The organism is Microbacterium sp. NPDC080005 (genome assembly GCF_040702445.1).
Lineage (GTDB): Bacteria > Actinomycetota > Actinomycetes > Actinomycetales > Microbacteriaceae > Microbacterium > Microbacterium oleivorans_D.
Window position 1 is genome coordinate 413,122 of the sequence record NZ_JBFBLD010000002.1, and the last position, 26,228, is coordinate 439,349.

Annotated in this window: 28 protein-coding genes; 7 read left to right on the forward strand and 21 right to left on the reverse strand. The window is 70.2% G+C overall.

The window, feature by feature from the left end; genetic code table 11:
- The first annotated feature begins 2 nt into the window (after positions 1-2).
- A complete protein-coding gene (locus AB0259_RS08820; protein WP_366222222.1) occupies positions 3-821 on the forward strand; it encodes a prolipoprotein diacylglyceryl transferase family protein in 819 nt (272 codons plus the stop codon).
- Positions 805-1,320: a hypothetical protein gene (locus tag AB0259_RS08825; RefSeq protein ID WP_251577911.1), complete on the forward strand. Its 516-nt coding sequence runs from the start codon at positions 805-807 to the stop codon at positions 1,318-1,320. The genes AB0259_RS08820 and AB0259_RS08825 overlap by 17 nt, the downstream gene beginning before the upstream one ends.
- A 102-nt stretch (positions 1,321-1,422) precedes the next feature.
- On the opposite strand, the gene AB0259_RS08830 is transcribed toward AB0259_RS08825, so the two are convergent.
- Entirely contained in the window at positions 1,423-1,914 is a 492-nt protein-coding gene (locus AB0259_RS08830) for a GNAT family N-acetyltransferase (RefSeq protein ID WP_366222221.1), read from the reverse strand.
- Between the two features lie 48 nt (positions 1,915-1,962).
- Here AB0259_RS08830 and AB0259_RS08835 point away from each other — a divergent pair, with 48 nt between their 5' ends.
- A complete protein-coding gene (locus AB0259_RS08835) occupies positions 1,963-2,391 on the forward strand; it encodes a GNAT family N-acetyltransferase (protein WP_366222219.1) in 429 nt (142 codons plus the stop codon).
- A 53-nt stretch (positions 2,392-2,444) separates the two neighbouring features.
- On the opposite strand, the gene AB0259_RS08840 is transcribed toward AB0259_RS08835, so the two are convergent.
- On the reverse strand, positions 2,445-4,970 hold the full coding sequence (locus tag AB0259_RS08840; protein WP_064003636.1) for an ATP-dependent Clp protease ATP-binding subunit: 2,526 nt from the start codon (positions 4,968-4,970) through the stop codon (positions 2,445-2,447).
- 174 nt (positions 4,971-5,144) lie between these two features.
- Between AB0259_RS08840 and AB0259_RS08845 the strand changes: the two genes are divergently transcribed.
- The 3 genes from AB0259_RS08845 to AB0259_RS08855 are packed head-to-tail and all read left to right on the forward strand — an operon-like array spanning position 5,145 to position 6,869.
- A complete protein-coding gene (locus AB0259_RS08845) occupies positions 5,145-5,879 on the forward strand; it encodes a hypothetical protein (RefSeq protein WP_251577905.1) in 735 nt (244 codons plus the stop codon).
- Between the two features lie 13 nt (positions 5,880-5,892).
- Entirely contained in the window at positions 5,893-6,642 is a 750-nt protein-coding gene (locus AB0259_RS08850; protein WP_366235815.1) for a hypothetical protein, read from the forward strand.
- A complete protein-coding gene (locus AB0259_RS08855) occupies positions 6,639-6,869 on the forward strand; it encodes a helix-turn-helix domain-containing protein (RefSeq protein WP_366222214.1) in 231 nt (76 codons plus the stop codon). Before AB0259_RS08850 ends, AB0259_RS08855 begins: the two co-directional genes overlap by 4 nt.
- Before the next feature lie 6 nt (positions 6,870-6,875).
- On the opposite strand, the gene AB0259_RS08860 is transcribed toward AB0259_RS08855, so the two are convergent.
- The 3 genes from AB0259_RS08860 to AB0259_RS08870 are packed head-to-tail and all read right to left on the reverse strand — an operon-like array spanning position 6,876 to position 9,323.
- Positions 6,876-7,568, reverse strand: a complete 693-nt coding sequence (locus AB0259_RS08860) for a hypothetical protein (protein WP_251577899.1) — start codon at positions 7,566-7,568, stop codon at positions 6,876-6,878.
- A gap of 57 nt (positions 7,569-7,625) precedes the next feature.
- On the reverse strand, positions 7,626-9,095 hold the full coding sequence (gene cls, locus AB0259_RS08865; RefSeq protein ID WP_251577897.1) for a cardiolipin synthase: 1,470 nt from the start codon (positions 9,093-9,095) through the stop codon (positions 7,626-7,628).
- A 42-nt stretch (positions 9,096-9,137) separates the two neighbouring features.
- On the reverse strand, positions 9,138-9,323 hold the full coding sequence (locus AB0259_RS08870) for a hypothetical protein (protein WP_064003630.1): 186 nt from the start codon (positions 9,321-9,323) through the stop codon (positions 9,138-9,140).
- A 118-nt stretch (positions 9,324-9,441) separates the two neighbouring features.
- Between AB0259_RS08870 and AB0259_RS08875 the strand changes: the two genes are divergently transcribed.
- Positions 9,442-10,530 (forward strand): DUF4192 family protein, encoded by a 1,089-nt coding sequence (locus AB0259_RS08875; protein ID WP_366222211.1) that lies wholly within the window; start codon positions 9,442-9,444, stop codon positions 10,528-10,530.
- 7 nt (positions 10,531-10,537) lie between these two features.
- Here AB0259_RS08875 and AB0259_RS08880 read toward each other — a convergent pair whose 3' ends face one another.
- From AB0259_RS08880 to folE, 16 genes are all read right to left on the reverse strand, one after another.
- The gene (locus AB0259_RS08880) at positions 10,538-12,538 is read right to left on the reverse strand and encodes a hypothetical protein (protein WP_366222209.1); all 2,001 of its coding nucleotides are present in this window, start codon (positions 12,536-12,538) and stop codon (positions 10,538-10,540) included.
- 27 nt (positions 12,539-12,565) lie between these two features.
- The gene (locus AB0259_RS08885) at positions 12,566-13,633 is read right to left on the reverse strand and encodes a glycosidase (RefSeq protein WP_366222208.1); all 1,068 of its coding nucleotides are present in this window, start codon (positions 13,631-13,633) and stop codon (positions 12,566-12,568) included.
- 2 nt (positions 13,634-13,635) lie between these two features.
- A complete protein-coding gene (locus tag AB0259_RS08890; protein WP_251577889.1) occupies positions 13,636-14,475 on the reverse strand; it encodes a carbohydrate ABC transporter permease in 840 nt (279 codons plus the stop codon).
- On the reverse strand, positions 14,472-15,455 hold the full coding sequence (locus AB0259_RS08895) for a sugar ABC transporter permease (protein ID WP_366222205.1): 984 nt from the start codon (positions 15,453-15,455) through the stop codon (positions 14,472-14,474). Before AB0259_RS08895 ends, AB0259_RS08890 begins: the two co-directional genes overlap by 4 nt.
- A 1-nt stretch (position 15,456) precedes the next feature.
- Entirely contained in the window at positions 15,457-16,740 is a 1,284-nt protein-coding gene (locus tag AB0259_RS08900; RefSeq protein ID WP_251577885.1) for an extracellular solute-binding protein, read from the reverse strand.
- Between the two features lie 59 nt (positions 16,741-16,799).
- Positions 16,800-17,825: a LacI family DNA-binding transcriptional regulator gene (locus AB0259_RS08905; RefSeq protein ID WP_366222203.1), complete on the reverse strand. Its 1,026-nt coding sequence runs from the start codon at positions 17,823-17,825 to the stop codon at positions 16,800-16,802.
- Between the two features lie 260 nt (positions 17,826-18,085).
- Positions 18,086-19,609 (reverse strand): lysine--tRNA ligase, encoded by a 1,524-nt coding sequence (gene lysS / locus AB0259_RS08910; protein ID WP_366222202.1) that lies wholly within the window; start codon positions 19,607-19,609, stop codon positions 18,086-18,088.
- A gap of 215 nt (positions 19,610-19,824) precedes the next feature.
- The gene (locus AB0259_RS08915; RefSeq protein WP_251577879.1) at positions 19,825-20,568 is read right to left on the reverse strand and encodes a formylglycine-generating enzyme family protein; all 744 of its coding nucleotides are present in this window, start codon (positions 20,566-20,568) and stop codon (positions 19,825-19,827) included.
- Positions 20,565-21,272, reverse strand: a complete 708-nt coding sequence (locus AB0259_RS08920) for a DUF2520 domain-containing protein (RefSeq protein WP_366222201.1) — start codon at positions 21,270-21,272, stop codon at positions 20,565-20,567. The genes AB0259_RS08915 and AB0259_RS08920 overlap by 4 nt, the downstream gene beginning before the upstream one ends.
- A complete protein-coding gene (locus AB0259_RS08925; RefSeq protein ID WP_366222200.1) occupies positions 21,269-22,927 on the reverse strand; it encodes a PH domain-containing protein in 1,659 nt (552 codons plus the stop codon). The genes AB0259_RS08920 and AB0259_RS08925 overlap by 4 nt, the downstream gene beginning before the upstream one ends.
- A complete protein-coding gene (locus tag AB0259_RS08930) occupies positions 22,924-23,499 on the reverse strand; it encodes a PH domain-containing protein (RefSeq protein WP_251577873.1) in 576 nt (191 codons plus the stop codon). The genes AB0259_RS08925 and AB0259_RS08930 overlap by 4 nt, the downstream gene beginning before the upstream one ends.
- Positions 23,444-23,935, reverse strand: coding sequence for a DUF3180 domain-containing protein (locus tag AB0259_RS08935; RefSeq protein WP_366222199.1), 492 nt, complete (start codon positions 23,933-23,935; stop codon positions 23,444-23,446). The genes AB0259_RS08930 and AB0259_RS08935 overlap by 56 nt, the downstream gene beginning before the upstream one ends.
- Entirely contained in the window at positions 23,932-24,444 is a 513-nt protein-coding gene (gene folK, locus AB0259_RS08940; protein ID WP_366222710.1) for a 2-amino-4-hydroxy-6-hydroxymethyldihydropteridine diphosphokinase, read from the reverse strand. Before folK ends, AB0259_RS08935 begins: the two co-directional genes overlap by 4 nt.
- 20 nt (positions 24,445-24,464) lie before the next feature.
- Entirely contained in the window at positions 24,465-24,830 is a 366-nt protein-coding gene (gene folB, locus AB0259_RS08945) for a dihydroneopterin aldolase (protein WP_366222198.1), read from the reverse strand.
- Positions 24,827-25,636 (reverse strand): dihydropteroate synthase, encoded by an 810-nt coding sequence (gene folP / locus AB0259_RS08950; RefSeq protein WP_366222197.1) that lies wholly within the window; start codon positions 25,634-25,636, stop codon positions 24,827-24,829. Before folP ends, folB begins: the two co-directional genes overlap by 4 nt.
- The gene (folE, locus tag AB0259_RS08955) at positions 25,633-26,223 is read right to left on the reverse strand and encodes a GTP cyclohydrolase I (RefSeq protein ID WP_366222195.1); all 591 of its coding nucleotides are present in this window, start codon (positions 26,221-26,223) and stop codon (positions 25,633-25,635) included. The genes folP and folE overlap by 4 nt, the downstream gene beginning before the upstream one ends.
- Between the last annotated feature and the right edge of the window lie 5 nt (positions 26,224-26,228).

The window sequence follows — 26,228 nt, forward strand, 5'->3', positions numbered from 1 at the left end:
CCGTGTTCCCGCTGCTGAGCGACCTCGCCCCCTGGCTCCCGCCCATCGACACGCACGCCGTGTTCGTGGGCCTCGGGCTGCTCGCCGCGGGGGTCGTCTTCCTCGTCGAGAAGCGCCGTCGCGGCGTCACCGACCCGCGGATCGCCTATCTCGTGCTCGGGGCGCTCGTCGGCGCGGCCGTGCTCTCGCGGCTCGGGACCTGGGCGCAGCACCTCGATCCGTCGAAGAACCTGTCACTCATCGACCAGCTCGCCTACGGCAACGCGTCGATGCTGTCGGCGCTCGTCGGCGCCTGGCTCGGGGTGCACGTCGCCAAACGCATCGCGCGCTACCCCGACCGCTCCGGCGACCTCTTCGCCCCGGCCGTCGCGCTGGCGATGGCGATCGGCCGGATCGGATGCCTCCTCACCGAGCAACCCGGAACCCCGACCGGCGGCGGATGGGGCATCGTCCTCGACCCGGCCGCAGCCGCACGCGTCGGGGCGCCCGCGGGCGTGCCGCTGCACCCGAGCTTCGTGTACGAGATCGTCTTCCATGCGGTCGCCTTCGCGCTGCTCTGGTTCTGGCTGCGCCACCGGCCCATCGCGCCGGGCGAGACCCTGACGCTGTACATCGCGGCGTACGCGGTGTTCCGCTTCGCCGTCGAGTTCGTCCGCGGCAACGAGGTCGCCTGGCTCGGTCTCACCCGGCCGCAGCTGTTCCTCGCCGTGACGATCCCCCTGCTGTTCGCCCGCCTCGCCTGGATGGCCGCGCGCGGGCGGCTCCGCCTCAGTGAGACCCCGCCGATCGGAAGGATGGCCGCCGATGTCCCCCGAACCTGATCGTCCCGAGGACGCCGACCCGACGCCTCCCCCGCAGGACGGCACACCGGCCGCGCCGCCGCCGGTGCCGCCCTCCGTTCCGGGTGGCGACGCCGCCGGGCAGCCGCCGACCGGTCCGCCGTACCCGACACCCCCGCAGGCGGGTCCGCCCTACCCGACGCCGCCGTATCCCGGCGCCCCCGGGATCTCGCCCGAACCGCCGGGCTATGCGGCGCCCGCCGGACCACGGCCTCGGAGCTTCGGCGCCGGCGTCGGGATCGGCACCGGCATCGGATGCGGGGCCTACCTCCTCGGCGGACTGCTCGCGATCGGACTGATCTCCGTCGGTCTCATCGGCTTCCTGATGCCGTTCGTGATCATCGCCGTCGTCGGCATCGCGCTGATGTTCTCGCCACGGACCCGCCCGATCGGCACCGGCATCCTCATCGTCACCGCCGCCGCGTGGATCCTCGTCCTCGGCCCATGCGTCGCACTGCTCGCCCCCGGCGGCTTCACCTGATCGCCCCCGCTCGCGGATGCAACACATCCGACGCGACACCCCGGCGACGGTGACGCGGATGCCGGGTGCCGCCCGGCATCCGTTGCATCCGCTGACAGCGGCTCACAGCGGGAGTCGCAGGCAGACGAGCTGTGCGCGCGACTCCCAGGACGGCGCCTCGACGAAGCCCTGCCGCCCGTAGAGCGCGAGGGCGTCCGTTCGCCAGTCCCAGACCGAGAGCCGCAGCCCCGTCGCACCGAGGGCGCGCGCACGTTCCGCGGCATCGGCCAGCAGAGCAGACCCTGCGCCGGATCGACGACCCGTCGGGGCGACCCACAGGCGCTTGAGCTCGACGTCGCTCCCCGCGCGGTGCGTCACTGCCATCCCGATGGCCGCCCTTTCGCGCTCCGCGACGAGGACATCGGCTCCGTCGAAGGACATGGCGGGGTCACGCACTTCGACCGCGTATCGCTCGGGCAGAGGTCCGGGCTCGGCGAGCCCCTGCTCGACCTTCTCCCGCTCGGTCTGTGCGTGATACGCCGCCAGCATCGAGGCGACCGCGGCCAGGTCGGGCCCGTCAAGATGTGCCGGGCGAACGGTGACGGATGCGCGCACCCTCCCATCCTGCCCGCTCGCGACGCGGGCGCGCGGTTGAATGGACGGATGCGCTGGACCCTCCGCCCCTCGACCCCCGACGACGCGAGCTGGATCGCCGAGCTGCGCGCGGTGGTCCTGCGCCCGGATCTCGAGCGACTCGGCCGGTACGACCCGACTCGCGTGCGGCAGCGGTTCCTCGACGCCTTCGACCCCGCGCTGACCCGCATCATCGTCGTCGACGGAGCGGATGCCGGGTCGATCGCCGTCCGCCCCGCCTCCGACGGCACCTGGCTCGAGCACTTCTACCTCGCCGCGCACCTGCAGGGCGCCGGGATCGGCACGGACGTCCTCGAGGCGACGCTCGCGGAACACCACCCGCTCCCCTGGCGCCTCAACGTGCTGCAGGGCAGCCCGGCCCGGCGGCTGTACGACCGCCGCGGCTTCGCGCTCGACAGCGAGGACGAGGTCGACGTCTTCCTCGTGCGCCGCGCCTGAACGACGAAGGGGTCGGATGCCTCTCGGCATCCGACCCCTGTCGTTCGTGTCGCTTACGACCCGGCGATGATGTCCGGGCTCGCGGTGATCTCACCCGCGGCGCCGACGCCGACCGCTTCGCGGCCTTCCTGGCGCGTGGTGGCGAAGACGAAGCGGCCGTTCTCGGTGTCGACCTTCACGTGGTCGCCGGCGTTCAGCTCGCCGCGCAGGATCCGCTCGGAGAGCTGGTCCTCGACCTCGCGCTGCATCGCGCGGCGCAGCGGCCGGGCACCCAGCGTCGGGTCGAACCCGATCTCGATGAGGCGGTCCTTCGCGTCGTCGGTCAGCTCCACCGTCATGTCACGGTCGAGCAGACGCTCGCTGAGGCGCTTCGTGAAGAGCGTCACGATCTGGCGCAGCTCGTCCTTGTTGAGCTGCGGGAAGACGATGACGTCGTCGACACGGTTGAGGAATTCGGGCTTGAAGTGGCGCTTCAGCTCCTCGTCGACCTTGCCCTTCATCCGCTCGTAGGTCGTCTGCGAGTTGCCCTCGACCTGGAAGCCGACGGGACCACCGGCGATCGCCGACGAACCGAGGTTCGTCGTCATGATGATCACGGTGTTCTTGAAGTCGACCACGCGGCCCTGACCATCGGTCAGGCGACCCTCTTCGAGGATCTGCAGCAGCGAGTTGAAGATGTCCGGGTGAGCCTTCTCGATCTCGTCGAACAGGACGACGGAGAACGGCTTGCGGCGCACCTTCTCGGTGAGCTGGCCGCCCTCTTCGAAGCCGACGAATCCGGGAGGGGCGCCGAACAGGCGCGAGACCGTGTGCTTCTCACCGAACTCCGACATGTCGAGGGAGATCAGCGCACCCTCGTCGTCGAAGAGGAACTCGGCGAGCGCCTTGGCGAGCTCGGTCTTACCGACACCCGTGGGTCCGGCGAAGATGAACGAGCCCGACGGACGGTTCGGGTCCTTGAGGCCGGCACGCTGACGGCGGATCGTGCGCGAGAGGGCCGCGATGGCCTCCTCCTGACCGATGACGCGCTGGTGCAGGGCCTTCTCCATGAAGACGAGACGGCTGGTCTCCTCCTCGGTGAGCTTGAAGACCGGGATGCCGGTGGCCTGAGCCAGAACCTCGGCGATCAGACCCTCGTCGACGACCGCGTGCGACGCGACGTCACCCGAGCGCCACTGCTTCTCGAGGCGCAGACGCTCGGCCAGGAGCGACTTCTCCTCGTCGCGCAGGGCGGCGGCCTTCTCGAAGTCCTGCTCCTCGCTGGCGGCTTCCTTGTCCTCGCGGACCTTGGCGATCTTCTCGTCGAACTCGCGCAGCTCCGGCGGGCTCGACAGGATCGACAGGCGCAGGCGAGCGCCGGCCTCGTCGATCAGGTCGATGGCCTTGTCGGGCAGGAAGCGGTCGGAGACGTACCGGTCGGAGAGGTTCGCCGCGGCGACGATGGCGCCGTCGGTGATCTGCACCTTGTGGTGCGCCTCGTAGCGGTCGCGCAGGCCCTTCAGGATGTTGATCGCATGGGGCAGGCTCGGCTCGGCCACCTGGATCGGCTGGAAGCGGCGCTCCAGCGCGGCATCCTTCTCGAAGTGCTTGCGGTACTCGTCGAGCGTCGTCGCACCGATCGTCTGCAGCTCACCACGGGCGAGCAGCGGCTTCAGGATGCTGGCGGCGTCGATCGCGCCCTCGGCGGCACCCGCACCCACGAGGGTGTGGATCTCGTCGATGAAGACGATGATGTCGCCGCGCGTGCGGATCTCCTTGGTGACCTTCTTGAGGCGCTCTTCGAAGTCGCCGCGGTAGCGGGAACCGGCGATGAGCGAGCCGAGGTCGAGCGAGTAGACCTGCTTGTCCTTGAGCGTCTCGGGCACCTCGCCCTTGACGATGGCCTGAGCGAGGCCCTCGACGACGGCGGTCTTGCCGACGCCGGGCTCACCGATGAGGACCGGGTTGTTCTTCGAGCGGCGCGACAGGATCTGCATCACGCGCTCGATCTCCTTCTCGCGCCCGATGACGGGGTCGAGCTTGTTGTCGCGCGCGGCCTGCGTCAGGTTGCGGCCGAACTGATCGAGCACGGCCGATCCGCCCTGGGCGGTGGCCTGGGCCTGCTCGCCGGCGCCGGTCGCGACGCCTGCGGGCTCCTTGCCCTGGTAGCCGCTGAGCAGCTGGATGACCTGCTGGCGCACCTTGTTCAGGTCGGCGCCGAGCTTGACGAGAACCTGTGCGGCGACGCCCTCACCCTCGCGGATGAGCCCGAGCAGGATGTGCTCGGTGCCGATGTAGTTGTGGCCCAGCTGCAGCGCTTCGCGCAGCGACAGCTCGAGCACCTTCTTGGCACGCGGCGTGAACGGGATGTGACCCGTCGGCTGCTGCTGCCCCTGTCCGATGATGTCCTGGACCTGCTCGCGCACCGCGTCGAGCGAGATGCCGAGGCTCTCGAGGGCCTTGGCGGCGACGCCTTCACCCTCGTGGATCAGGCCGAGGAGGATGTGCTCCGTGCCGATGTAGTTGTGGTTCAGCATCTTCGCCTCTTCTTGGGCGAGCACCACCACACGACGTGCACGGTCTGTGAATCTCTCGAACATCGTCTCCACCTCCACTCGACGCACTGGCGGCGTCTTACGTAGAGGCTAACGACGCTCGGATGCCGGTATGCCCGTGTTCGCCGTGGGCATACCGAAGCCCGGGGTTGCGGCTGCTGCATCCGCGGGCATAACGTTTCTCGATAACAACGAATCTCGTTATGGGGGGATACCGAAGTGAACATTGCCGGAGTGGACCTGGGCAGCGCGATACTGTTCGCGCTCCTCGGCGCGGGTATCGCCGCGGCGGTGACCGGTCTCCTCATCTGGGACGCGCGCAGACGGAAATCCCCCTCCGTGCTCCTCGACGTCATCGCTGCCCTCGCACGGATCTGGGTCGCCTGGGTCATCCTGGCGATCCTCACGACCGTTCTGCGCTGGTCGACGACGGACACGTTCTCGTTCTCCGACCTGCCGCTCTGGGCGAACTGGCCCACCGCACTCCCGTGCGACATGACGTCTGAGACGGGCGGCGGCATGGTCATCGACTGCGCTCACTTCACCAGCGGATCGGTGACGGTCGTCGGGATTGAGGCGGGATACCGGCTGCTGCTGGCCGTCGGAGAGATCCTGACGCTGCTGGTCTCCGCCGTGCCGGGACTCGTGATCGCGGTGATCAGTGAGCGGGCCGTACGTGGTCACGCCTTCGCCCGTCGCGCCTCGGTCTGGATGATGGCCGGAGCCGTCACGGTCCTCGTCGCCGGCACACTTGGGCCGGTGTTGAGCAGCCTCGCGCAGCAGTACATCGCTCGCGCCGTCCTACCCGCAGACTCCGCGACCCTCGGCGCGAGCCCATTCATCTCGATCGACGCGCCCCTGTGGCCACTCGGCATCGCTCTCGCTCTGCTAGCGCTGAGCGTGATCTTCCGACAGGGCGCTCGGCTGCAGCGCGAGACCGAAGGGCTGGTGTGACATGGCAAGGATCATGATCATCATCGGGGCGGCGCTGGTCGTCCTGCTCATCATCGGGACCATCGTGGCGTTCGCCATCGCGGCGGCTCGCCGCTCACGATCGGAAGACGACGCAGGGTCCCTCGTGCGGGTCACCCGAGTGATCGGAGTCCTGTGGGTGATGTTCGCCGCCGTCGGTGCGGTCGCGAATCTTCTGCTCCCGCTGCTGACCCCTGCCGTCACGATCACGATGCCGATCCAGGAGTTCTGGCCGCAGCTCCCCAGCACTGTCGATCTGCAGACCGACGCCACCCGGGTCTCGGGCGGGTTCACCAGCGCGACGCTCGTCGTGGAGGGGCTGACCCCCCTCGCGCGCGCCCTGTGGGGTATCAGCCAGATGATCGTGTGGACGATCCCCGTTGTCATCGCCCTCTTCGTGGTCATGGCATGCTCGCGCCTGTTGGAGGGCGCCGCATTCGCGCCGGTCGTGGCGAAGATGGCGACCACGACGGGAGCGGTCGTGGCCTTCGGCGGCGTCGCCGCTCAGATCATGGGCGACATCGCGGGGAGCATCGCCTCGACGCAGCTGTTCGGTGCCAAGGGCGGATCGTGGGAGGGCGACTACGCCGGCATCGGGAATGTCTTCGACGCGTGGGTTCCGGCATCCACGGTCCAAATCTCCTTCCCGTTCTGGCCGGTCGCGGTCGGCCTCGCCTTCGCGGTCCTCGGGGCGATCCTGCGCTCCGGCGCCCGCCTGCAGAATGACGTGAAGGGACTCGTGTGAGCCCTGCCGAGGAGGACGGGCTCTCCGGCATCCACTGTCGACTCGACGAATTGCTCGCGGAACGCAACATGACGCTCACACGGCTGTCGGAGATCGTGGGCGTCTCGGTGGTGAACCTGTCGATCCTCAAGAACGACCGTGCCCGCGCGATCCGATACTCGACGCTGTCCGCGATCTGCCGCGCCCTCGATTGCGAGGTCGGCGAACTGCTCGTCCGCGCGGACTGAGCCGAGTCAGCGGATCGGCACCGTCTCCGCCGCGTCGAGCACACCGAAGCTCAGCGTCGCGTCGCGGTCGACCTCCGCATCGGGATCGAGCTGCACGAGCGTGAGCTGCGGCGCCATGTCCATCGTGCAGACCTGGTCGGCGGGCGGGGTGGCGAAGCGGACGACGACGGATGCCGGTGACTCCACCCGCGTGTCCTCGACGACCGGCAGGCACGAGGACGATCCCCAGGTGCGGAGCGCGATCACGCGATCCCCGATCCATGAGGCGGACGGCGCGAACTCCTCGACGGCTCCACCGCCGTAGGCGGGCAGATCGATGTCGGTGCGGACATCCTCGAGTTCGACGCGGATCCGCTGATCGGCGGTCGCGTCGACGCCCGAGGGGACGGGTACCTCGAGGGCCCGTGCCACGAGGTCGTCCGTGCACGCAGGCGCGGCCGGCTCGCTCAGGGCGATGAGGATCACCCCGTTGTCGTCTGCCACCGTCGAGACCTCGGGACGGCAGGACGAACTGCCGTACGTCACCACCCCGATCGTCGCTCCCCCGTCGAGCCACCCGGCGTCGATGCGCGCGGCCGGGGCGACCGCATCCGCTCCTCCTCCCGGCGCGACGCCTCGAGAGGCGGGCGTCGCACATGCGACGAGCGCGGTGGCGACGACGAACGAGCCGGCGAGCGCGGCGAACAGACGGATGCGCATGGGGGTCTCCTCCTCAGCGGCGGACAATCGGGGAGTGTCCACAGCTGCGGGATCGTCTCACTGCAGGGCGGAGGTCAGCCGGGCGAGGTTGTCGAGGATCACGGAGCGGATGGGGCGCTTCTCCCACTCCTCGATGGTCAACTCGCGGGACATGCCGCGGTACAGGTCCTCGACCGTGCGGAGCTGCTGGACGAACTCGGCGCCGCGCACGAGCATCGTCACCTCGAGGTTGAGACCGAACGAGCGCATGTCCATGTTGCTCGAGCCGACGACGGCGACCTCGTCGTCGATCGACATCGACTTGGAGTGCAGGATGTAGGGCTTCTTGTACATCCAGATCTTCACGCCGGTCGCCAGCAGCTGCTCGTAGTAGCTCCGCTGCGCGTGATAGACCATCGCCTGGTCACCCTCCTCCGAGACGAACAGCTCGACCTCGACGCCGCGGTGGCACGCGGTCTGGATCGCGAGCAGCAGCCCCTCGTCCGGCACGAAGTACGGGCTGACCATGACGATCTTGCGGGTCGCACCGAAGATCAGGCTCAGGAAGAGCTTCAGGTTGTTCTCGTACTCGAAGCCCGGCCCGCTCGGGACGATCTGGCAGTCGAGGTCACCGGTCCCGGCATCCGTCGAGAAGTCGGACTCGACCGCGAACACCTCGCCGGTCTCGCCGTACCAGTCCGACACGAAGACCGCCGAGAGGGATGCCACGACCGGACCGTCGACGCGGACCATCATGTCCACCCACTGCAGACCGCGGCGCAGATTGGTCTTCAGGTTGTAACTGCGATCGGTCACGTTCTGCGACCCGATGAAGCCGACGACGCCGTCGATCACGACGAGCTTGCGGTGGTTGCGCAGGTCTGGGCGCTGGTATTTGCCTTTGAGCGGCTGCACCGGCAGCATGAGCCGCCACTGCGCTCCCATGCGCTCGAGGCGCGAGATCGTCGCCTTGTAATTGGGCTTCCAGCGGTTCGCCCAGTGGTCGAGCAGCACGCGCACCGTCACACCGCGAGCGGTCGCGCGTTCGAGCGCGCAGAAGAACTCATCGGTCGCGCCGTCGGACTGCAGGATGTAGAACTCGACGTGCACGTACCGGGTCGCCCGGTCGATCTCGGCGGCCATCGTGTCGAGGCTGCCCTGGTAGTCCGAGATGATCTGCGCACCGTTGTCGCCCGCCATCGGCAGTGCACCGAGCTTGCGGTTGAGCCCCACGAGCTGCTCGAACCACACCGGTGCGTCAGGGCGCAGCGTGCCGAAGTCGAGACCCTCGCTGGCCTCGCGGAAGGCGCGGTTGATCGCCTCCTGCTCCTTGCGGCGCTTGCGGGGCAACCGGGGGTTGCCGATCAGCAGGAAGAGCAGGATGCCGATGACCGGGATGAAGTAGATGGCCAGCAGCCAGGCCATCGCCGCTGTAGGGCGCCGATTCCGCGGAATGATGAAGACCGCGAGGATGCGCACGGAGATGTCGAAGGCGAGGACGAGGACGATCCACCACGTCCACGTCCAGTCGACGCTGATGCTGATCACGCGGCCCCCCGGAGCTGTGCGCTCAGCCTATCGTTCCGGCTGTCAGCCTGCGTTTTCGTCGGGTCGGGGCAGGCCGCGGCGGCGGCGCTCCTCGGCCTCGACCTTGGCGTACACCTTGCGCTCGGTGCGGTCCATGCGAAGGATACTGCGCAGCACGAAGACGAGCAGGCCGGCGACGACGATCGTGGGGATCAGACCCCAGACCACGGCACCCCAGTACTCGTCCACCCCTCCATCGTAACGGCGCAGGAGGACGCGGAGTCCTCCCCAGGGGCGGCTCCGCCCGGTTCCTCCCGAGCCCGCGGGCGGCGGCCACCGGCATCCGCTCGACGGCGACGCTGAGCGCATGTCCACGATCGTCGCCGCGGCGGATGCCGCACACCTCCTCCGCCTCGTTCCGCTCCTCCTCGGGTACACGCCGAGCCAGAGCCTCGTCATGATCCCGCTGCATGAGAGCCGCAGCCTCGGCGCGATGCGCGTGGACCTCCCCCCGGACGGCGCCGATCTCGACGCCGTCGCCTCGACAATCATCGGGCTCGTCTGTCGCGTCGACCACGTCGAGGGCGTCGTCGCCGTCGTCTACACCGCCGAGTCATCCGTGTCTGGGCTTCCCGGGGGCGACCTGATCGCCGCCCTGCATCGGTCCGCCGCTGCGTGCGGGCTGGACGTCGTCGACGCGCTCACCGTCGCCGCCGACAGCTGGGGATCGCATCTCGACCCGACGCTGCCGCGCGGCGGGCATCCGCTCGCTGTGATCGAGCGACATGCGCCCTCAATCGATCAGTCGTCGGGGGCCGACCTCCCCCTCCTCGACGCCGCCGAGGTCGCCGGCGTGGCGGCCGCACTGACCTCGCTCGAGTCCGCGCTGACCGTGCTGTGCGGCATCCCGTCGACGATCGGCACCGAGGCCCGTATCGACCCGGCAGCCCTGCAGGCGGCCTGCGCACTCGACGATCTGCCCGCCCTCTACGAGCAGATGCTCGAGTGGGATGCCGCGACCCTTGACCCGATGCGTGTCGCCGTCCTGGGGTGGTGCCTGTCGCGTCCGTCGCTGCGCGACGTCGCCATCGTGCAGTGGTCGGGGGATCACGGACGCGGCGACGTGGCCCTCGATGCGCAGCGGCGTTGGGAGGACGGCGAGGAATACCCCGTGGACCTCGCCGAGGTCCTGTGGGGCGAGGGTCCCCGCCCGGATCCGGGGCGCCTGCTGACCGCACTCGAGCTCGTGCGTCAAACCGCGGCTCGCCTCCCCGCCGACGAGCGCGCGGGCGCGTGCGCGACGGCGGGCTGGCTGGCGTGGGCGGTCGGTCGCTCGACGCACGCGGGCAGGCACGCGGCCGCCGCTCTCGAGATCGATCCTCGGCTGGGTCTTGCCGAGATCGTCATGAGCTTCGTGCAGTCCTCGCACCTGCCCGACTGGGCGTTCCGGCGCTGAGCAGGCGTCAACGTTCGACGATCGCGAAACCTCCCGCCGGGAGCGTGACCGTGCCGCTGCCCGGACGCACCCGGACCTCGTGCCCGCGTGCGTCGTAGACCGACACGTCCCCCGACCCCACCGCGACCCGCTGCGGTGTGCGCGCGGCGGAGTGGACGAGCAGCATGCCCGCACCGTCCCCGCCGAGTTCGAGGCGAGAGACGACCGGGCGGACGAGCAGACCGTCGAGCTGCAGGTCGCCACGCTTCACGTCCACACGAACCCGGTCCTGCCCCGCGGCGAGTGCCCGGGTGAGGGTGTGGGGGTGCATCGCGCCCGGCGTCGGCGAGATGCCCTGCGCCGGTCCGGTCAGCTGGAGCGAACCCAGCGGGGTGCGGTCCGCTCGCCACGTCGACGCGGTGCGCTCACGCACCTCCGACCACACCACGGGTTCAATCCACCGGGCCGCGTCCGCAGCGCCGAAGTCGAAGACCGCCGAGTCGCCGCGCGACAGCGTCAGCCGGTCGCCCGACCAGCTCGACTCGCCGGTCCACGATTCCGGCGTGTCGACCACACCCGTCGTCGAGACCGCATCCTCCGCCTCGACCCACGCGAGGCCCTCGCGATCGGCGACCGTCGTGAGCGCGACCGCGTGGTCGCGCACGTCGGGGTGGGCATCGAGAGCGATCGCCGTCAGCAGACCGTGGATCGTCGACTCCGCACCGCTGTTGCGGTTCACGGTCCCGTCCGGCTGCAGGCCGTCGTACGTGACCCCCGTGGCGGGGTCGTACATCCGCTGCCCGGCGTGGTTCGCTCCGAAGAACCATGCCGCCTGCATCGCAGCCAGCTGCTCGAAGCCGTCCGACCCGGTCGCGTCGGCGACGGCGAGGAGGGACTGCACGCGCGAGTCCGCGCCGTACGCGATCTGCACCCGGTCGACGGGGCTCGGGTTCCAGCCGTTGTCCGGGCCGCCCGCCGTCAACAGGGTCGGCGTGAAGGTCGCCGCGTCGGCGATCGCGGGACGCGCAAGCGATCGGTCACGGAGCGCGACGGATGCCTCGGCCAGCGCTGCAGGCATCTGCGAGCCCCACGCGTGCCAGATCGCCGGGGACTCCGCCCACGGCAGCACGGCGCTGTACGGCCACTCCCGCAGGCCGCCGTCCGCCATCGCCGCGATCCCCTTCGCGAGCTGACGCAGCGCCGTCGCGGACTTGCCGTCGGGGCCGGCTTCGACGCGTGCCGCGAGTCCGAGGGCGGCCTCGGCCGAGGCATCCGCCCCGTTCGCGATGAGCCACGCCGGCACCCGCTTGCCGTCGGAGGTCTTCCACTCGCCGTACTTCGACAGCACCTGACTGTTGAGGGCGTCGAGCGAGAGGTCGAGGCGGTCGTCCAGGAAGTCGGCGAACTCCGGGTCCTCGTCCTCGAACGCCGCGTACCCCTCGCCGAGCGCCCACAGGGTGCGCGCGAGCCAGTAGCTGGGACCGCTGTCGGACGGGTCGGGCAGCTCCACCGGTTCGGCCGACGGGTTCAGGGTGCCGTCGGGCTGCATCCAGAGGACGACGTTGCCGGCATCGGGCCCATCGGTCGTCTGGAAGTAGGCGACCGAACGGAGCAGCTCATAGGCCGTGTCGCGGCTGTCGTCGTCGCCGGTGAGCTCCCAGTGCCGCGTGTACACGACGGCGGCGCGGGTCACGTCGTCGGCGTTGTAGGCACCCTGGCCCCAGTAGCCGGTCGCGGGGTCGAGCGGGCCGCCGCCGACCCGCTCGAAGGTGCCGCCGTCGCGGGCGTCGGCGTAGGTCCACGGCAGGACGAGGGTCGGCTCCTCGTCCTGCCGGTAGGTGCTGTGTCCCTCGACGTCCGCGGGAGGGGTGGCCTCATCGAGCAGGAAGTCGAGGTGGTCGAGGTTCGTCACGACGGCGGATGCCGGGGCCGCGACGGCGGACGTGGCGCCGAGCGGGACGATCAGCGCCGCCGCGGCGAGCGCGGTGAGACCGAGGGTGTGCGCACGACGCTGTGCGGAGGTGTTCACGGGAGGGTTCCTTTCGGGTGCGGTCGGTCAATCGGTGCGTTCGAGCAGGGCGACGCCGATCTTCGAGTCGGCCATGCCGTAGAACACGAACAGGCGGCCGTCGACCTCTTCGATCGCGGTCGGGAAGACGACGTTCGGCACGATGCCGCTGCGCTCGTCGTCGGTCTCCGGCGCCAGCAAGGGCTCCGGAGTGCGGGCGACGACCGTGGAGGGATCGTCGGCGTCGAGGATGATGGCCCCGGCGGCGTAATTCACCTTCTGCTGCTGCGAGAAGGCGCTGTCGATGGTGCCGGTCACCCCGTGGTGCAGCACGAGCCACCCCTCCGGCACGCGGCGGGGCGGCGGGCCGCCGCCGATCTTGAGCGCCTCGAACGGGAACTCCGGCCCCGCGACGAAGCGGTGCTGCTCCCACAGGGCGAGGGTGGAGAGGTCCTCGCGGACGGCGTCGAGCGGGATGTAACTGATCCAGATCGATTGCCGCTCGTCCTCGACACCGGCCGGGACGCGCACACCCTGACCGGGCTTGGTCTCGCCGAGGTCCCACATCGGCCGGTGCAGGACGGCGAGCGCCTCGCGTCCGTCGGGAGCGGTCACCGGCTCGGGGAAGAACACGGTGTCCTTGTTGTGGAACAGGTTGAGGTCCATGTCGAGGTCGTCCTGATACCGGAACAGCGCCGGCCCCAGCCGCCGCCAGTCCCGCAGGTCGCTCGACACGGCGACCGCCGTGCGGGGGCCGAGCGGTCCGTAGGCGACGTAGGTCATGACGTGCAGCCCGAGTGTCTCGACCCAGGTGACCCGGGGGTCCTCGACACCGGCGTTGCCGACCCCGCGCTCCCAGCCGCGATCAGGTTCGAGCACGACCCCCTGCCGTTCGACAGCGACGGGCACGCCGTCCTCGATCACGACGCGGGCGAGGCCCACCCGCGACACGTTGCCGTCGGCGACGAGCCGCGGCAGCAGGTAGAGCTCGCCGTCGGGGCCACGGCCCGACGCGGGGTTCAGCACCCCCTCGGCCTCGTTGGGATCGCCGTCCGCAGGGGTCATGACGACCCCCATTCGGGTGAGGCGGTAGGGGACGTGGGTCTGGGCGGGCATGGTCATCCTTTCACTCCGGATCCGAGGTCGTTGGAGGTGAAGTAGCGCTGGAACACGAGGAACAGCGCCACGGCGGGGGCGGCGAGCACGACGGCGCCGGCCATCATCGCTCCGAACGGATTGGCGGTGGATGCCGCGATGTTCGAGATGAAGTTCGCGAGCGAGACAGCGAGCGGCTGCATCTCGGCATCCTTCGTGATGAGGAACGGCCACAGGAACTCGTTCCACGGTCCGATGAACGTCAGCAGCACGACCGTCAGCAACGCGGGACGCACGAGCGGCAGCGCCACGCTCCACAGCAGGCGGAACTCGTTCGCGCCGTCGATTCGTGCCGCGTCGAAGAGCTCCTTCGGCAGCTGCAGGAAGTACTGCCGGAAGATGATCACCGCCGTCGAGTTGATGAAGAACGGCAGGATCATCCCGAGGTAGCTGTCGGCGAGGCCGTAGTCCCGCGCGATCATGACGTACAGCGGGATCATCAGCAGCTGGAACGGCACGACCTGGACGAGCAGCGCGAGCGCGAAGGTCGCGCCGCGCCCACGCCACCGGAGCACCGCGAGCGCGTAGCCCGCCAGCACGCCGAAAACGATCGTCCCGAGGATCACGCCACCGGTGAAGATGCCGGAGTTGGCGAGCCCCTGCAGCAGGTCGATGCGCCCGTTGATGGCGGCGTAGTTGTCGAGCGTGAGGTTGGACGGGTTGGGGAAGGCGCCCGCCGGTGTCGGGTCGACGTTCGTCTGCAACGATCCGACGATCATGTAGAAGAACGGAAACAGGAACGCGAGTGCGCCGATCGACAGCGCGACGTACATCGTGATCTTCGAGCCGAGCGCACGCTTCATCGCTCCTCACCGCCCACGAGCTTGCGCTGCAGCGCGGCGATGGCGAGCACGAACACGATGAGGACGACACCGATGGCGGCGGCGACATCGGGGTTCTGCTGTTCGATGCCGCGCTGGTACATGAGCAGCACCGGCGAGGTCGAGGCGCCGTTGGGCCCGCCGCCGCCGGTCAGCAGATAGGGCTCGGTGAAGAGGTTCGCGCCGGTGATCGTGGCGAGCAGCACGACGAGCAGGGTCGCCGGTCGCACGCTCGGCACTGTCACCGAGAAGAACTGCCGCAGACGTCCTCCGCCGTCCACGGACACCGACTCGTAGAGCTCCCGGGGGACGTTCTGCAGTGCCGCGAGGTACAGCAGGATGTAGAACCCCAGTCCTTTCCACGTCACGAAGAAGGCGATGGTCGGCATCGCCAGCGCGGAGTTCACGAGCCACGACGGGTCGGGCGCGAGCGGCCCGAGCACGTTGTTGACGAGCCCGCCGCGGGCGAAGAGGAAGAGCCAGACCGCAACGACGGCGACGGATGCCGTGACGTACGGCACGTAGTAGCTCACCCGGAAGAAGGTCCGCGCCTTCGTCACCCGGTCGAGAGCCGTCGCGAGCAGGATCGACAGGATCACGGTGAGCGGCACGTTGATGATCAGGAAGATCCCCACATTGCCGAATGCGCGCCAGACCTCGGGGTCGCTGAGGGCCGTGACGTAGTTGTCGAAGCCCACGAACGGACGGTCGACCTCCGCGCCGGGGGCGGCGAAGAAGTAGTCCTGGAACGACATCCAGACCGCGAACACGACCGGGTAGGCGAAGACGACCAGGACGAACGCGATGTACGGCGCCGAGAAGAGCAGTCCGTGCGGCTGCGCACCGAGGATCCGGTGCAGGATGCCGCGGCGACCCGCGGCATCCTGCCCGTCCTTCTGCGGCGGAGCACCGCGGGTCGCGCCGGGATCGGACCCGGCGCGACCCGGGACGACGGCGGTCATGTCAGCCCGCCGCCAGCTCGTCGACCTCTGCCGCGGTGTCGGAGAGGAACTGGTCGACCGGGGTCTCGCCGAAGATGACCGACTTCGAGTACCCGTCGCGGAACGCCTGCCAGATCTCCACGGAGCCGACGACGTTCGGCACCTCCACGGTGCGGGCCGCCTGATCGCCGAACTGCTCGTAGGCGGGGTTGTCCGCGAAGTAGTCCGGGAAGGTGCCGGTCAGGTCCTGTCGCAACGGCATCTGTCCAGTGGCCTCGAGCCAGGCGCCGTCCTGCTCCTCGCTCGTGGCGAACTTCAGGACGTCCCACGCGGTCGCTTTGTTGTCGCACGCCGTGAACATGCCGACGTTCTTGGCGTCGCTGAAGGTCCAGGTGTCCTCGGGAGCGGTGCCGTCCTGCGTGGGGACGGGGACGGAGCCCCAGTTGATCGCGTCGCCGTAGACGCTGATCGCCCACGGCCCGACGATCGCCATCGCGGCGTAGCCGTCGGCGAATGCGTCACCCTGGTACTGCTCGTTGCCGGCCAGCTGCTCCTCATAGAGCGTGCGCCAGAAGTCGGCGACGGCTTTGCCGTTCTCGTCGTCGAACGTGGCCTTGCCGTCTTCGAGGAGCTGGGTGCCGCCGGTCTGCGCCGCGTACAGGGGGTAGAAGTCGAACCAGGACTGGAAGAACTCGCTCGTGGGAGCCGGGTTGATCGCGTAGTCCGAGACGCCGGCCTCCTTGAGCGCCCGGGCGGTGTCGAGGAACTCGTCGTACGTCGAAAGTTTCGGGTTCTCCGGGTCGAGGCCCGCCTGCTCGAAGAGGTCCTTGTTGTAGAAGATCATGACCGGATTCGACTTCCACGGCATCTGGTAGAAGTCGCCGTCGTCGGAGCGGTACTGATCGGCGAGGTCGCCGCTGCGCGCCGTGATGTAGTCGTCGCCGTCCTCGAACTCGGAGAGGTTGACGAGCCCGCCCTGACGCTGGAATCCGGGGACCGCCGCGGGAGAGGTGTTGAACACGAGACAGGGGGCGTTGCCCGCCGTGATCGCGGCGCCGATGACCTCTTCGCTCGACGCTCCCGCAGGGATCTCCTGCGCCTTGATCTGCTCGTCGGGGTGGTCGGCATTCCAGGCCTCGACCATCGCCTTGCCCCAGCCGATCTCGGCCTCGTTGTTGGAGTACCAGATGGTGATGTCGCCTCGAGCCTCGAGGTCGTCACCACCACCCCCGCCTCCGCCGCCGCAGGCGGTGAGGGCGAGCACGCCGGAAGCGGCAGCTGCTGTGATGAGGATGCGTCGTCGCATGTCTCTCTCCTTCGTTTCGTGAGTGTCTGTCGTGCTCTCTTGCTGTCGTGCGGCGCCGGTCAGGCGCGCGCGGGAGGTGCCGTCGAACCCCGGACGGCGAGGGAGGGATCGGGAAGGTCGATGTGCGCCGGCGCATCCCCCGCGATGGCGGCGAGGAGTGTCCGAGCGGCGGTCACGCCCCAGCCGCGGGCGTCGGTCGACACGCTCGTGAGAGCCGGGTGCACCCAGCGCCCGATCTCGGTGTCGTCGAAGCCCGTGATCGAGAGGTCGCCGGGCACGCGCAGCCCCCGCTGGTGGGCGACTCCCATCCCGGCGACCGCCATGCTGTCGTTCGAGTAGACGATCGCCGTGGGCGGAGTCGCGTCGTCGAGGAGGGATGCCGTCGTCCGAGCGCCGTCGGCGGCGCTGAAGTCCGTCTCGACCACCGTGACGTCGAGGCCGGCGGCATCCGCGGCATCCAGGAACGCCTGCGTGCGTCGCTGTGCGTGGAGCATCCCCGAGGGACCGGCGACGTGCGCGACCCGGCGGTGCCCGAGTTTCGCGAGGTGCTCGACGGCGAGACGGATGCCGGCACCGTCGTCGGTCGACACGGAGGCGAACGGCGACGCGACGTCGGGACGGCCGAGCGTGACTGCGGGGATCTTCAGGTCGGTGAGCAGCGCGATGCGCGGATCGGCGACGCGGATGTCGGTGAGGATCACCCCGTCGACGCGGCGATCCGAGACCAGACTGCGGTAGGTGTCGGCCTCCTGGCGCCCGGGATTCGCGACGGCGAGGACCAGCGCCTGGCCGGTGACGGAGAACTCGTCCTCGAGACCCGCGATGAACGAAGGGAAGAAGGGGTCGGCCGCGATCACGTCGGGACTGCGCCCGATGACCAGTCCGCACGCGAATGCGCGCCCGACGCTGAGCGACCGCGCGCTGAGGCTCGGGGTCCAGCCCAGCTCGGCGGCGACGTCCATGATGCGCTGCCGCGTGTCGGCGGAAACACCCGGCCGGCCGTTGAGGGCGAAGGAGACGAGGCCCTTGCTCACGCCCGCGACGCGCGCGACATCCGCGATCGTGGGACGCGTCTCCGGCGGCATCGGTCACTCCTTCGTGTCGAACCTGATCCACTAAACCGGTTCAGACCGCGGAAACGCAAGACCTTGACATGCCCGGGATGCAGGCGTACACGCGCCAGCGGCGCGCCTCCCGGCATCCACATCATGTGTTCCGGACGAGACCACACGACGTGAACCGTGCACGACGTGTGCGGTCGTTGTGAGCACATGATGTGGGCCGGGAGCCGGAGCGGGCAGGGATGCCGTCGGCCGGGTTCGCGGCGCGGCCGCGGTCCGGGGGGCTACTTGACGAGCGGGAAGAGGATCGTCTCGCGGATGCCGAGGCCCGTGATCGCCATCAGCAGGCGGTCGATGCCCATGCCCATGCCACCGGTGGGCGGCATGCCGTGCTCGAGCGCCCGCAGGAACTCCTCGTCGACCCGCATCGCCTCGTCATCGCCGCGCGCAGCGAGCTTCGCCTGCTCGACGAAACGCTCGCGCTGGATGACGGGATCGACGAGCTCGGAGTACCCGGTCGCGAGCTCGAAGCCGCGGACGTAGAGATCCCACTTCTCGACGACGCCCGGGATGCTGCGGTGCTCGCGCACGAGCGGCGACGTGTCCAGCGGGAAGTCCATGACGAATGTCGGACGCTCGAGTCCGCTCTTGACGAAGTGCTCCCACAGCTCCTCGACGAGCTTGCCGTGGGTCGCGATCTTCTCGGGCACCTCGACGCCCGCCTCGGTGGCGAGGGCCTGCAACTCCTCGAACGACGTCTCGGGCGTGACGGTGCGACCGGCGGCATCCGACAGCGACTCGTACATCGAGATGCGGTCCCACTGGCCGCCGAGGTCGTACTCGGTGCCGTCGGCCCACGTCACTGTCGTCGATCCGGCGACCGCGACCGCGGCGTTCTGGATGAGCTCCTGGGTCAGGTCGGCGATGCCGTTGTAGTCGCTGTACGACTGATAGGCCTCGAGCATCGCGAACTCGGGGCTGTGCGTCGAGTCGGCGCCCTCGTTGCGGAAGTTGCGGTTGATCTCGAAGACGCGGTCGATGCCGCCGACGACGGCGCGCTTGAGGAAGAGCTCCGGCGCGATGCGCAGGTACAGCTCGGTGTCGAACGCGTTGGAGTGCGTGATGAACGGCCGGGCCGCAGCACCCCCGTGCTGCACCTGCAGCATAGGAGTCTCGACCTCGAGGAAGCCGTGGGCGTCGAAGGTGCGGCGCAGCGAGGCGTTGACCTTCGCGCGGGCGACCACCGTCTCGCGCGCCGTGTCGCGCACGATGAGGTCGAGGAAGCGCGAGCGCACCCGGCTCTCCTCGCTCAGCTCGGAGTGGAGGTTCGGCAGGGGCAGCAGCGCCTTCGCGGCGATCGCCCAGTCGGTGACCATGATGGACAGCTCGCCGCGACGGCTCGAGATGACCTGTCCGGTGACCGAGACGTGGTCGCCGAGGTCGACGAGCTCCTTCCACGCCTGCAGTGACTCCTCCCCCACCTCGGCGAGGGAGACCATGGCCTGGATGCGGCTGCCGTCACCCGACTGCAGTGCGGCGAAGCAGAGCTTGCCGGTGTTCCGGCTGAAGACGATGCGACCGGCGACCGACGCCGTCTCCCCCGTCTCGTCGCCCGCCTCGAGCGAGGCGAAACGCTCCCGCAGTGCGGGGATCGTGTCGGTCACCGGGACCGCGACGGGGTAGGCGCCACCGGCGGCATCCGTGCGCTCGGCCAGCAGGCGCTCCCGCTTGGCGAGACGGACCGCCTTCTGCTCGAAGACGTCCTCATCGGTCGTCTCGGCGGGCGTGGGCGCGGACGCGTCGGTCATGACAGAAGGCTCCTCGGGGATTCGACCCTTCAGTCTATCGGCGGGCCCGGGTGCGGTTTCCGAGCGGATGCCGGTGGCCGCCCGGCGTCCCGACGTGCGCGGATGCAGCGGATCCGCGCCGACACTCCGCCCCCCGGCACCCGTCCCCCGCGCGTCCTGCCGGATCTGTTGCATCCGCGAACCCACGCTAGAGCGCGTCGGCGACGCGCGCGGGCTCAGCGGCGCGGGGTCCAGCCGAGTGGACGCGGGTCGCCGCCGGCGGCGCGCTCGGCGTCGAACGCGGCCGACCACCCCTGCGCGGCGTCGACGGAGTCGAAGCCGCCACGCGCGACGCGGAAGCCCACGTCGTCGTGCGTCGTGCGTGGGCCTCCCCCACGGCGGGTGCCGGCGCGCACGCTCCAGGCGTCGTCGGCGAAACCACCACCGCGGAACACGCGATAGTCGTCGTACCGCTCGGTGTCGAGGAAGTCCCAGCACCACTCCCAGACGTTGCCAAGGGTGTCGAACAGCCCGTTCAGGTTGGGGAGCTTGCCGCCGACCGGCTGAGGCGCGCTCACCCCGTCGGCCGATGTCCACGCGATCTCGGCGAGCGGGCCGTACTGCGGACCCGTCGAGCCGGCGCGGCACGCGTACTCCCACTCGGCTTCGGTCGGCAGACGGAAGCCGTCGCTGTCGACGTGCCACCGCACCTCCTCGCCGTCGACGGAGTAGGCGGGATCCAGGCCCTCCCACTCCGACAGCGCGTTGCAGAACCGGACGGCGCGCAGCCAGCTGACCTCGACCGCGGGGCGCCGCGGGTGGGATGCCGCGACCCCCAACACCTCGGCGAGCTGCTCCTCGGTCACGGCGTACACGCCGATCTCGAACGGCTCGAGGTCGACGCTCCAGCGGGTGCGGCGACGTGCATCGTGGAGCTCGACCCGACCGGCCGGGATGCGGGCGAGCTCGACGTCGTTCATGGGGCGGCCGGCGGAGCGTCACCAACCGACGGCGCAGAATCGGTGAGCGCCCGGTCGATCGTCGTGTGCACGAGGGCGGAGAGGTAGCGCGACGGGTCGTCGACCCCGGCGGTCCGAAGAAGATCCGCCGACTGACGCACGATCGAGGACGAGAACTCGGTGGCGGTGGCGATCGCCTCGCCGTACGCCGCACGATCGGCGTCCGCGACGACGACGGGTTCGCACCCCATCTCGACGGCGAGCGCCTGCGCGATCGGGAGCACGGCGGCCGGCGCGGTCACCGCGGCGTACGCGTCCCGGAGGGCGCGAAGATCGGTCGACGTCCCGGTGAAGGCGATCGCCGGGTGGATGGCGACCGGGATGGCACCCTTCGCCGCTGCCGGTGCGAGGACCTGTATGCCGTGCGCGGCATCCGTGTGCATCACGATCTGCCCGACCTGCCAGACGCCGATCTCGGCGAGCCCGGACACCAGGCCCGGCAGCTCATCGCGCGGCACAGCCAGGATCACGAGCTCGCTGCGCCGGACGACCTCTTCGGCGACCAGTCGCGGAACGTCGGGCAGGATCGCCTCGACCCGATCGTCATCGGAGCCCGTCGTGATCCCGGTGAGTGCATGCCCGGCACCGGCGAGAGCGGCCGCCACGACGGGACCGACCCGACCTGCGCCGATGACCCCGACGCCCAGGCGCCCGTCGCGCGTCATCGCTCCTCCGCCGGGCGAGCGGGCGAGGTCGGCGACGGCGCAACGGTCGCGACCTCGGGGGGCTCGACCTCGGCGATCCGCTCCTCCCCCTCCATCACCGGCTCCGTCTCCTCGGCCGCCTCGGCCACAGCGGCCGCGGTGATCTCGTTCCACAGGGCATACGCCTGTTCGTGGTCGAGCGACTCGATCGCGACCGCGACGGGTCCCGTCACCGTGTGGCCCGTGAGAGCGGCCAGCCCCAGACGACGAGCGAGGGGTCCCTGAGAGATCCGCACCGACTGCAGCCGTGCGAGCGGCAGGATCGTGAGCTTCGGCCACAGGCGCCCTGTACGCAGGAGCACGGCCTGCGGCAGGAGGAGGATGCCGTTGCGCCGCCAGGTGAGCGGATCGATCACTCGAGCGCGAGCCGGGGACGTGAGGTACCCGTCACCGTCCCGCGGTCCGTGCAAGCCCGCGTCGAGGAGCTCGGCGCCGATGGGGATCGACGGCAGGAGCAGGCGCAGGACGCGCTCGACGTCGGCCTGCGTGCCGATGGGCAGCACATCGCCCATCTGCGCAGCCGACGCGTCGCTCGCGGACCGGCCCGAGAGCTTGTTGACGCGTATGCGATACCAGCCGCCCCACCGCCACAGCAGCGGCTGTCGGACGTCGACGGCGTGGACGCGCCCGGCGGGCAGCGTCTCGGTGACCGTGGTCAGGAGGCCGAAGGTGACGCGCACACCCGCCGACGACGGAGCGATCGAGTACCGGACGGTCTTGATGAACTGGCGGACCGCGTACGTCCCGAAACCGATGGCCGCAGGAACCGAGGCGCCGAGCGCCGGGATGATCCACGCCGGCTGCACCGTGAGACCGACGATCACCGCGACGACGATCAGGATGAACCAGATGGTCGACCCGGACAGCAGGCCGGCGAGGACGAGGCGCGACATCGGCACCCGGACGATCGACTCCGGCTCGGTGCCGTCCTCCTCGACGCCGTCGATGATCTCGGAGATCCCGGCGGTGACGCGCGAGGCCACGGCGCCTCCGGTCGCCTTTCGGCCCGCGGCATCCTTCGTCCGGTGTCCGGACGCGAGGCGGAGGATGTCGCCGCGCACCGTCTCGGCGTTGGCGGTCGACAGGTACTCGAGCTTCACGTTCGCGTCGAGACCCGCACCGACGACCTCGAGCTTGGCGAGCCCGACGAGCCGGGCGAGCGCGGGGCGCGTGAGGTTGACGCCCTGGACGCGGTCGAGCGGGGCGCGCCGGTGCGTGCGGAACAGCACGCCGCTGCGCACCTCGACCTCGTCGCCCGTGATGCGGAACGTGTGGAACCGCCACGCGGTCCAGAACAGCGCGAGGAGCACGACCAGGCCGACCACCACGGCGACGATCGCCTGCACGGCGATGCCGTTCTGCAGGACGAAGTCGACCGGGTCCTCCTCGTCCCATCGGAACCCCTCGGGCAGGAAGAACGCGATGAGGCGGTCGCGCAGGTTCGCGACCAGGATGCCGATGATCACGAGCAGCGTCAGTCCGCCGCGCAGCAGGGGTGACAGCGGATGCAGCCGGTGCCAGTCGCCGTCGCTCATCTCGGACCGCACGGCGACAGGCGGAGGCGTGGGAACGCCGCCGTCCGCCGGGGTGGCCGCCTGCGGGTCGAGGCCGCTCACAGACCCGTCCGTCGCGTCTCGGCGACCTCGATGAGCGTGTCGCGCAACGCCTCGGCGTCCTTCTGCGGCAGACCGGGGATCGTCACACCGGTGGATGCCGCGGCGGTGACGAGCTTCAGCTGCGCGATGCCCAGCATCCGATCGAGGGGGCCGTGCGTGATGTCGACGAGCTGCAGGCGCCCGTAGGGCACCGAGACGAGGCGCTGCCACAGGATGCCGCGACGGAAGACGAGGTCGTCCTGCCGCAGCTGGTACCCGATCGACCGCGCCTGCCGCGGCGTGACGATCAGCGTCACGAGGACGATGGCGAAGAGGATCCCGCCCGGGATGAACGGCCACGTCGCCTGGAACATGAGCCAGAGCGTCAGGACCGCCGCGACGAGCAGCACGAGCAGCACGAGGTTGCCGATGACCTGACCCAGCACGTACTTGCGCGACAGCTGCCGCCACTGACCGTCGCCGAGCGGCAGCCGGTGGGCGCCGCGGGGCTCGAGGATCGTCGAGAAGGTCGCGTCGTCAGTCGGAGTGGGAGAGTCCGTAATCGGGTTCGTCGGGTCCGGGCTGGTCGTCATCATCGTCCTTCCGGATGGTGCACAGGTGTTCGGCGACGAGAGCGCCGACCACGAGGAGCAGTCCGCCCCCCAGTGCGGCGATCACCGCACCCGTCGAGCCTAACGAGGGTGACACCGGCCGTGTGAGGACGAAGACGAGGAGCCCGCCCGCGAAACCCGCGACGAGGGAGCCGACGATGCTCGACGCCTTCGCCATCATCGCGATCCGCAGCGCGCGGAACGGGTCGACGGGAGCCGCCGTTCCCACGGTCGCCCGGCGCACCGGGATCGCCGCGGCGACGACCGCGACGGCGAGCGCCACGAGGAGGATCGGGAGGAGGGGGGAGGGAGTGAAGCTCGGATGCCCCATTCCGGTCAGCACCTGATCGGCGAAGAACCCGGCGACCCCCGACACGACGGCGATGGCTGCCAGCAGGAGCGGATTCGTGCGCTTCACGCCGCACCTCCCGGGAGCTCCGCGCGCAGGTCGGCGACGCGTCCGACACCGGGCAGCACCGCGTCGCGGTCGATGCTCAGCCAGGGGTCAAGGACGAAGTCGCGCTCCGCCGCCCGGGGGTGCGGGAGGACGAGGGCGGGATCCTCGGAGCGCACGTCGCCGTAGGCGATGAGGTCGAGGTCGAGGGTGCGGCTGCCCCAGCGCTCCCGCCGTTCACGCCCGTGCCGACCCTCGATCGCATGCAGATACGCCAGCAGGACGGTGGGAGCGAGCCGCGTGTCGACGATCGCGACCGTGTTGAGGTAGCGCGGCGCATCGGCATCCGGTCCGCCCAGTGTGATCGCGACCGACTCGATCGGCTCGGCGGCAGCGATCAGTTCGGTGAGCGGCAGCCGGCCGAGGTCGGCGATCGCCTCGGAGATCGTCGCGGCGCGTTCGCCGAGGTTGGCACCGAGCGCGATCACCGCGCGATGCGCGGGTCCGGCGGCGCGCGGCTCGCGCTCCGGCATCCCCTCGGCCAACCGGCGGCTCACGAGCGCGACCGCCTGACGGTCACGGCGACGTCTGCGAACGGCACCGGGATGGGTGCGGCCGGCTTGTGCACGGTGACGGCGACCGCGTTGACGAGGGGCCACCCCGTGAGCACGGCCGTCGCGATGCGGTCGGCGAGTGTCTCGATGAGGTCGACGGGATCGCCCGCGAGCAGTGCGGCGACCCGCTCGGCGACCTCGCCGTAGTGCACGGTGTCGGCGACATCGTCGCTCGCGGCCGCGGGGGCGAGCGACAGCGAGAGCACGAGGTCGGCGACGAATTCCTGCCCGTCCCGGCGTTCGTGGTCGTAGACGCCGTGGTAGCCCGTGGCACGGATGCCGGTGATCGCGATCTCGTCGCTCATCGCTCCCCCTCCCACGCGGCACGCATCGCGAGCGCGAGGCGCGTGGCGGCGACGTCGTGCACGCGCACCGCCCACACACCTGCCTGCGCGGCGAGGACGCTCGTGACGGCGGTCGCGAGGTCGAGATCGTCCTGACCCGCGAGCTCGACGCCCGAGCCGGCGGCGGCGACCGCCAGCATCCGCTTGCGACTCGTGCCGATGAGGACCCGGTGACCGTCGGCCACGAGCCGATCGAGACCGCGCACGACCTGCCAGTTCTGCTCGGGCGTCTTGCCGAATCCGAAGCCCGGGTCGACGACGATCCGGTGATCCGGGATGCCGGCGGCCCGGGCTGCGGCGACACGCTCACCGAGTTCGCCGACCACCTCGCCGACGATGTCGTCGTAGACGGCGGTGCCGTACATGTCGGCCGAGTGCCCGCGCCAATGCTGGAGGACGAGGTCGGCGTCGGTCCCCGCGACCGTGGCGAGCATGTCCGGGTCGGCAAGACCGCCCGAGACGTCGTTCACGACCCGCGCACCGGCAGCCACGGCGGCCGCAGCCGTGCTCGCGTTCATCGTGTCGACGCTGATCGTCGCCCCGTCCGCGGCGAGCGTCTCGACGACGGGGAGGATGCGGCTCTGCTCCTCCTCGGGCGCGACGCGCTCGGCGCCCGGCCTCGTCGATTCTCCGCCGATGTCGAGCAGGTCAGCCCCATCGCGGCGGAGAGTCCGCCCGTGCGCGATCGCCGACTCGTGCGAGGCGTACCGCCCGCCGTCACTGAACGAGTCGGGCGTGACGTTCACGACACCCATCACCAGGGTCATGTCCGGCCGCCCGTGAGCAGCGCGATCGCCTCGGCACGCGCGGCCGCCTCGGTGTACACGCCGCGGGCCGCCACCGTGACGGTGGATGCCGCGGTCTGACGGCCGCCCCGCATCGTCACGCACTCGTGCACCGCGTCGAGCACGACCAGCACACCTCGGGTATCGAGCGAGCCGGCGATCGCGTCCGCGATCTGCTCCCCGAGTCGCTCCTGCACCTGCGGCCGTGCAGCGAGGATGTCGATCACCCGGGGCAGCGCCCCGAGCCCCACGACCTGCTCGCCCGGCAGGTACGCGACGTGCGCATGCCCGGCGAAGGGCAGCAGGTGGTGCTCGCACATCGACTGGAAGCGGATGTCGCGCAGCATGACCGCGCCCGACGGGAGGGTGTCGGGGGCCGGCCCCCGCGTGACCGAGATGGTGCGGGCGAGGGGCACTGAGGCATCCTCCCCCACTCCGGAGAAGAACTCGGCGTACGCCTCCGCGACGCGCTGGGGGGTGAGCTTCAGCCCCGGACGCTCCGGGTCCTCACCGATGGCCACGAGCAGCTCGCGGACCAGCTCGGCGACACGCTCGCGGTCGACCGCCATGAGCG

Bases quoted from the DNA above. Each gene is read 5' to 3' on its own strand.
- AB0259_RS08825 (WP_251577911.1), top strand. From the start codon at position 805: ATGTCCCCCGAACCTGATCGTCCCGAGGACGCCGACCCGACGCCTCCC.
- AB0259_RS08835 (WP_366222219.1), top strand. From the start codon at position 1,963: ATGCGCTGGACCCTCCGCCCCTCGACCCCCGACGACGCGAGCTGGATC.
- AB0259_RS08840 (WP_064003636.1), bottom strand. From the start codon at position 4,970: ATGTTCGAGAGATTCACAGACCGTGCACGTCGTGTGGTGGTGCTCGCC.
- AB0259_RS08850 (WP_366235815.1), top strand. From the start codon at position 5,893: ATGATCATCATCGGGGCGGCGCTGGTCGTCCTGCTCATCATCGGGACC.
- AB0259_RS08860 (WP_251577899.1), bottom strand. From the start codon at position 7,568: ATGCGCATCCGTCTGTTCGCCGCGCTCGCCGGCTCGTTCGTCGTCGCC.
- AB0259_RS08875 (WP_366222211.1), top strand. From the start codon at position 9,442: ATGTCCACGATCGTCGCCGCGGCGGATGCCGCACACCTCCTCCGCCTC.
- AB0259_RS08885 (WP_366222208.1), bottom strand. From the start codon at position 13,633: ATGCCCGCCCAGACCCACGTCCCCTACCGCCTCACCCGAATGGGGGTC.
- AB0259_RS08890 (WP_251577889.1), bottom strand. From the start codon at position 14,475: ATGAAGCGTGCGCTCGGCTCGAAGATCACGATGTACGTCGCGCTGTCG.
- AB0259_RS08895 (WP_366222205.1), bottom strand. From the start codon at position 15,455: ATGACCGCCGTCGTCCCGGGTCGCGCCGGGTCCGATCCCGGCGCGACC.
- AB0259_RS08900 (WP_251577885.1), bottom strand. From the start codon at position 16,740: ATGCGACGACGCATCCTCATCACAGCAGCTGCCGCTTCCGGCGTGCTC.
- AB0259_RS08905 (WP_366222203.1), bottom strand. From the start codon at position 17,825: ATGCCGCCGGAGACGCGTCCCACGATCGCGGATGTCGCGCGCGTCGCG.
- lysS (WP_366222202.1), bottom strand. From the start codon at position 19,609: ATGACCGACGCGTCCGCGCCCACGCCCGCCGAGACGACCGATGAGGAC.
- AB0259_RS08915 (WP_251577879.1), bottom strand. From the start codon at position 20,568: ATGAACGACGTCGAGCTCGCCCGCATCCCGGCCGGTCGGGTCGAGCTC.
- AB0259_RS08920 (WP_366222201.1), bottom strand. From the start codon at position 21,272: ATGACGCGCGACGGGCGCCTGGGCGTCGGGGTCATCGGCGCAGGTCGG.
- AB0259_RS08930 (WP_251577873.1), bottom strand. From the start codon at position 23,499: ATGACGACCAGCCCGGACCCGACGAACCCGATTACGGACTCTCCCACT.
- folK (WP_366222710.1), bottom strand. From the start codon at position 24,444: ATGCCGGAGCGCGAGCCGCGCGCCGCCGGACCCGCGCATCGCGCGGTG.
- folB (WP_366222198.1), bottom strand. From the start codon at position 24,830: ATGAGCGACGAGATCGCGATCACCGGCATCCGTGCCACGGGCTACCAC.
- folP (WP_366222197.1), bottom strand. From the start codon at position 25,636: ATGACCCTGGTGATGGGTGTCGTGAACGTCACGCCCGACTCGTTCAGT.
- folE (WP_366222195.1), bottom strand. From the start codon at position 26,223: ATGGCGGTCGACCGCGAGCGTGTCGCCGAGCTGGTCCGCGAGCTGCTC.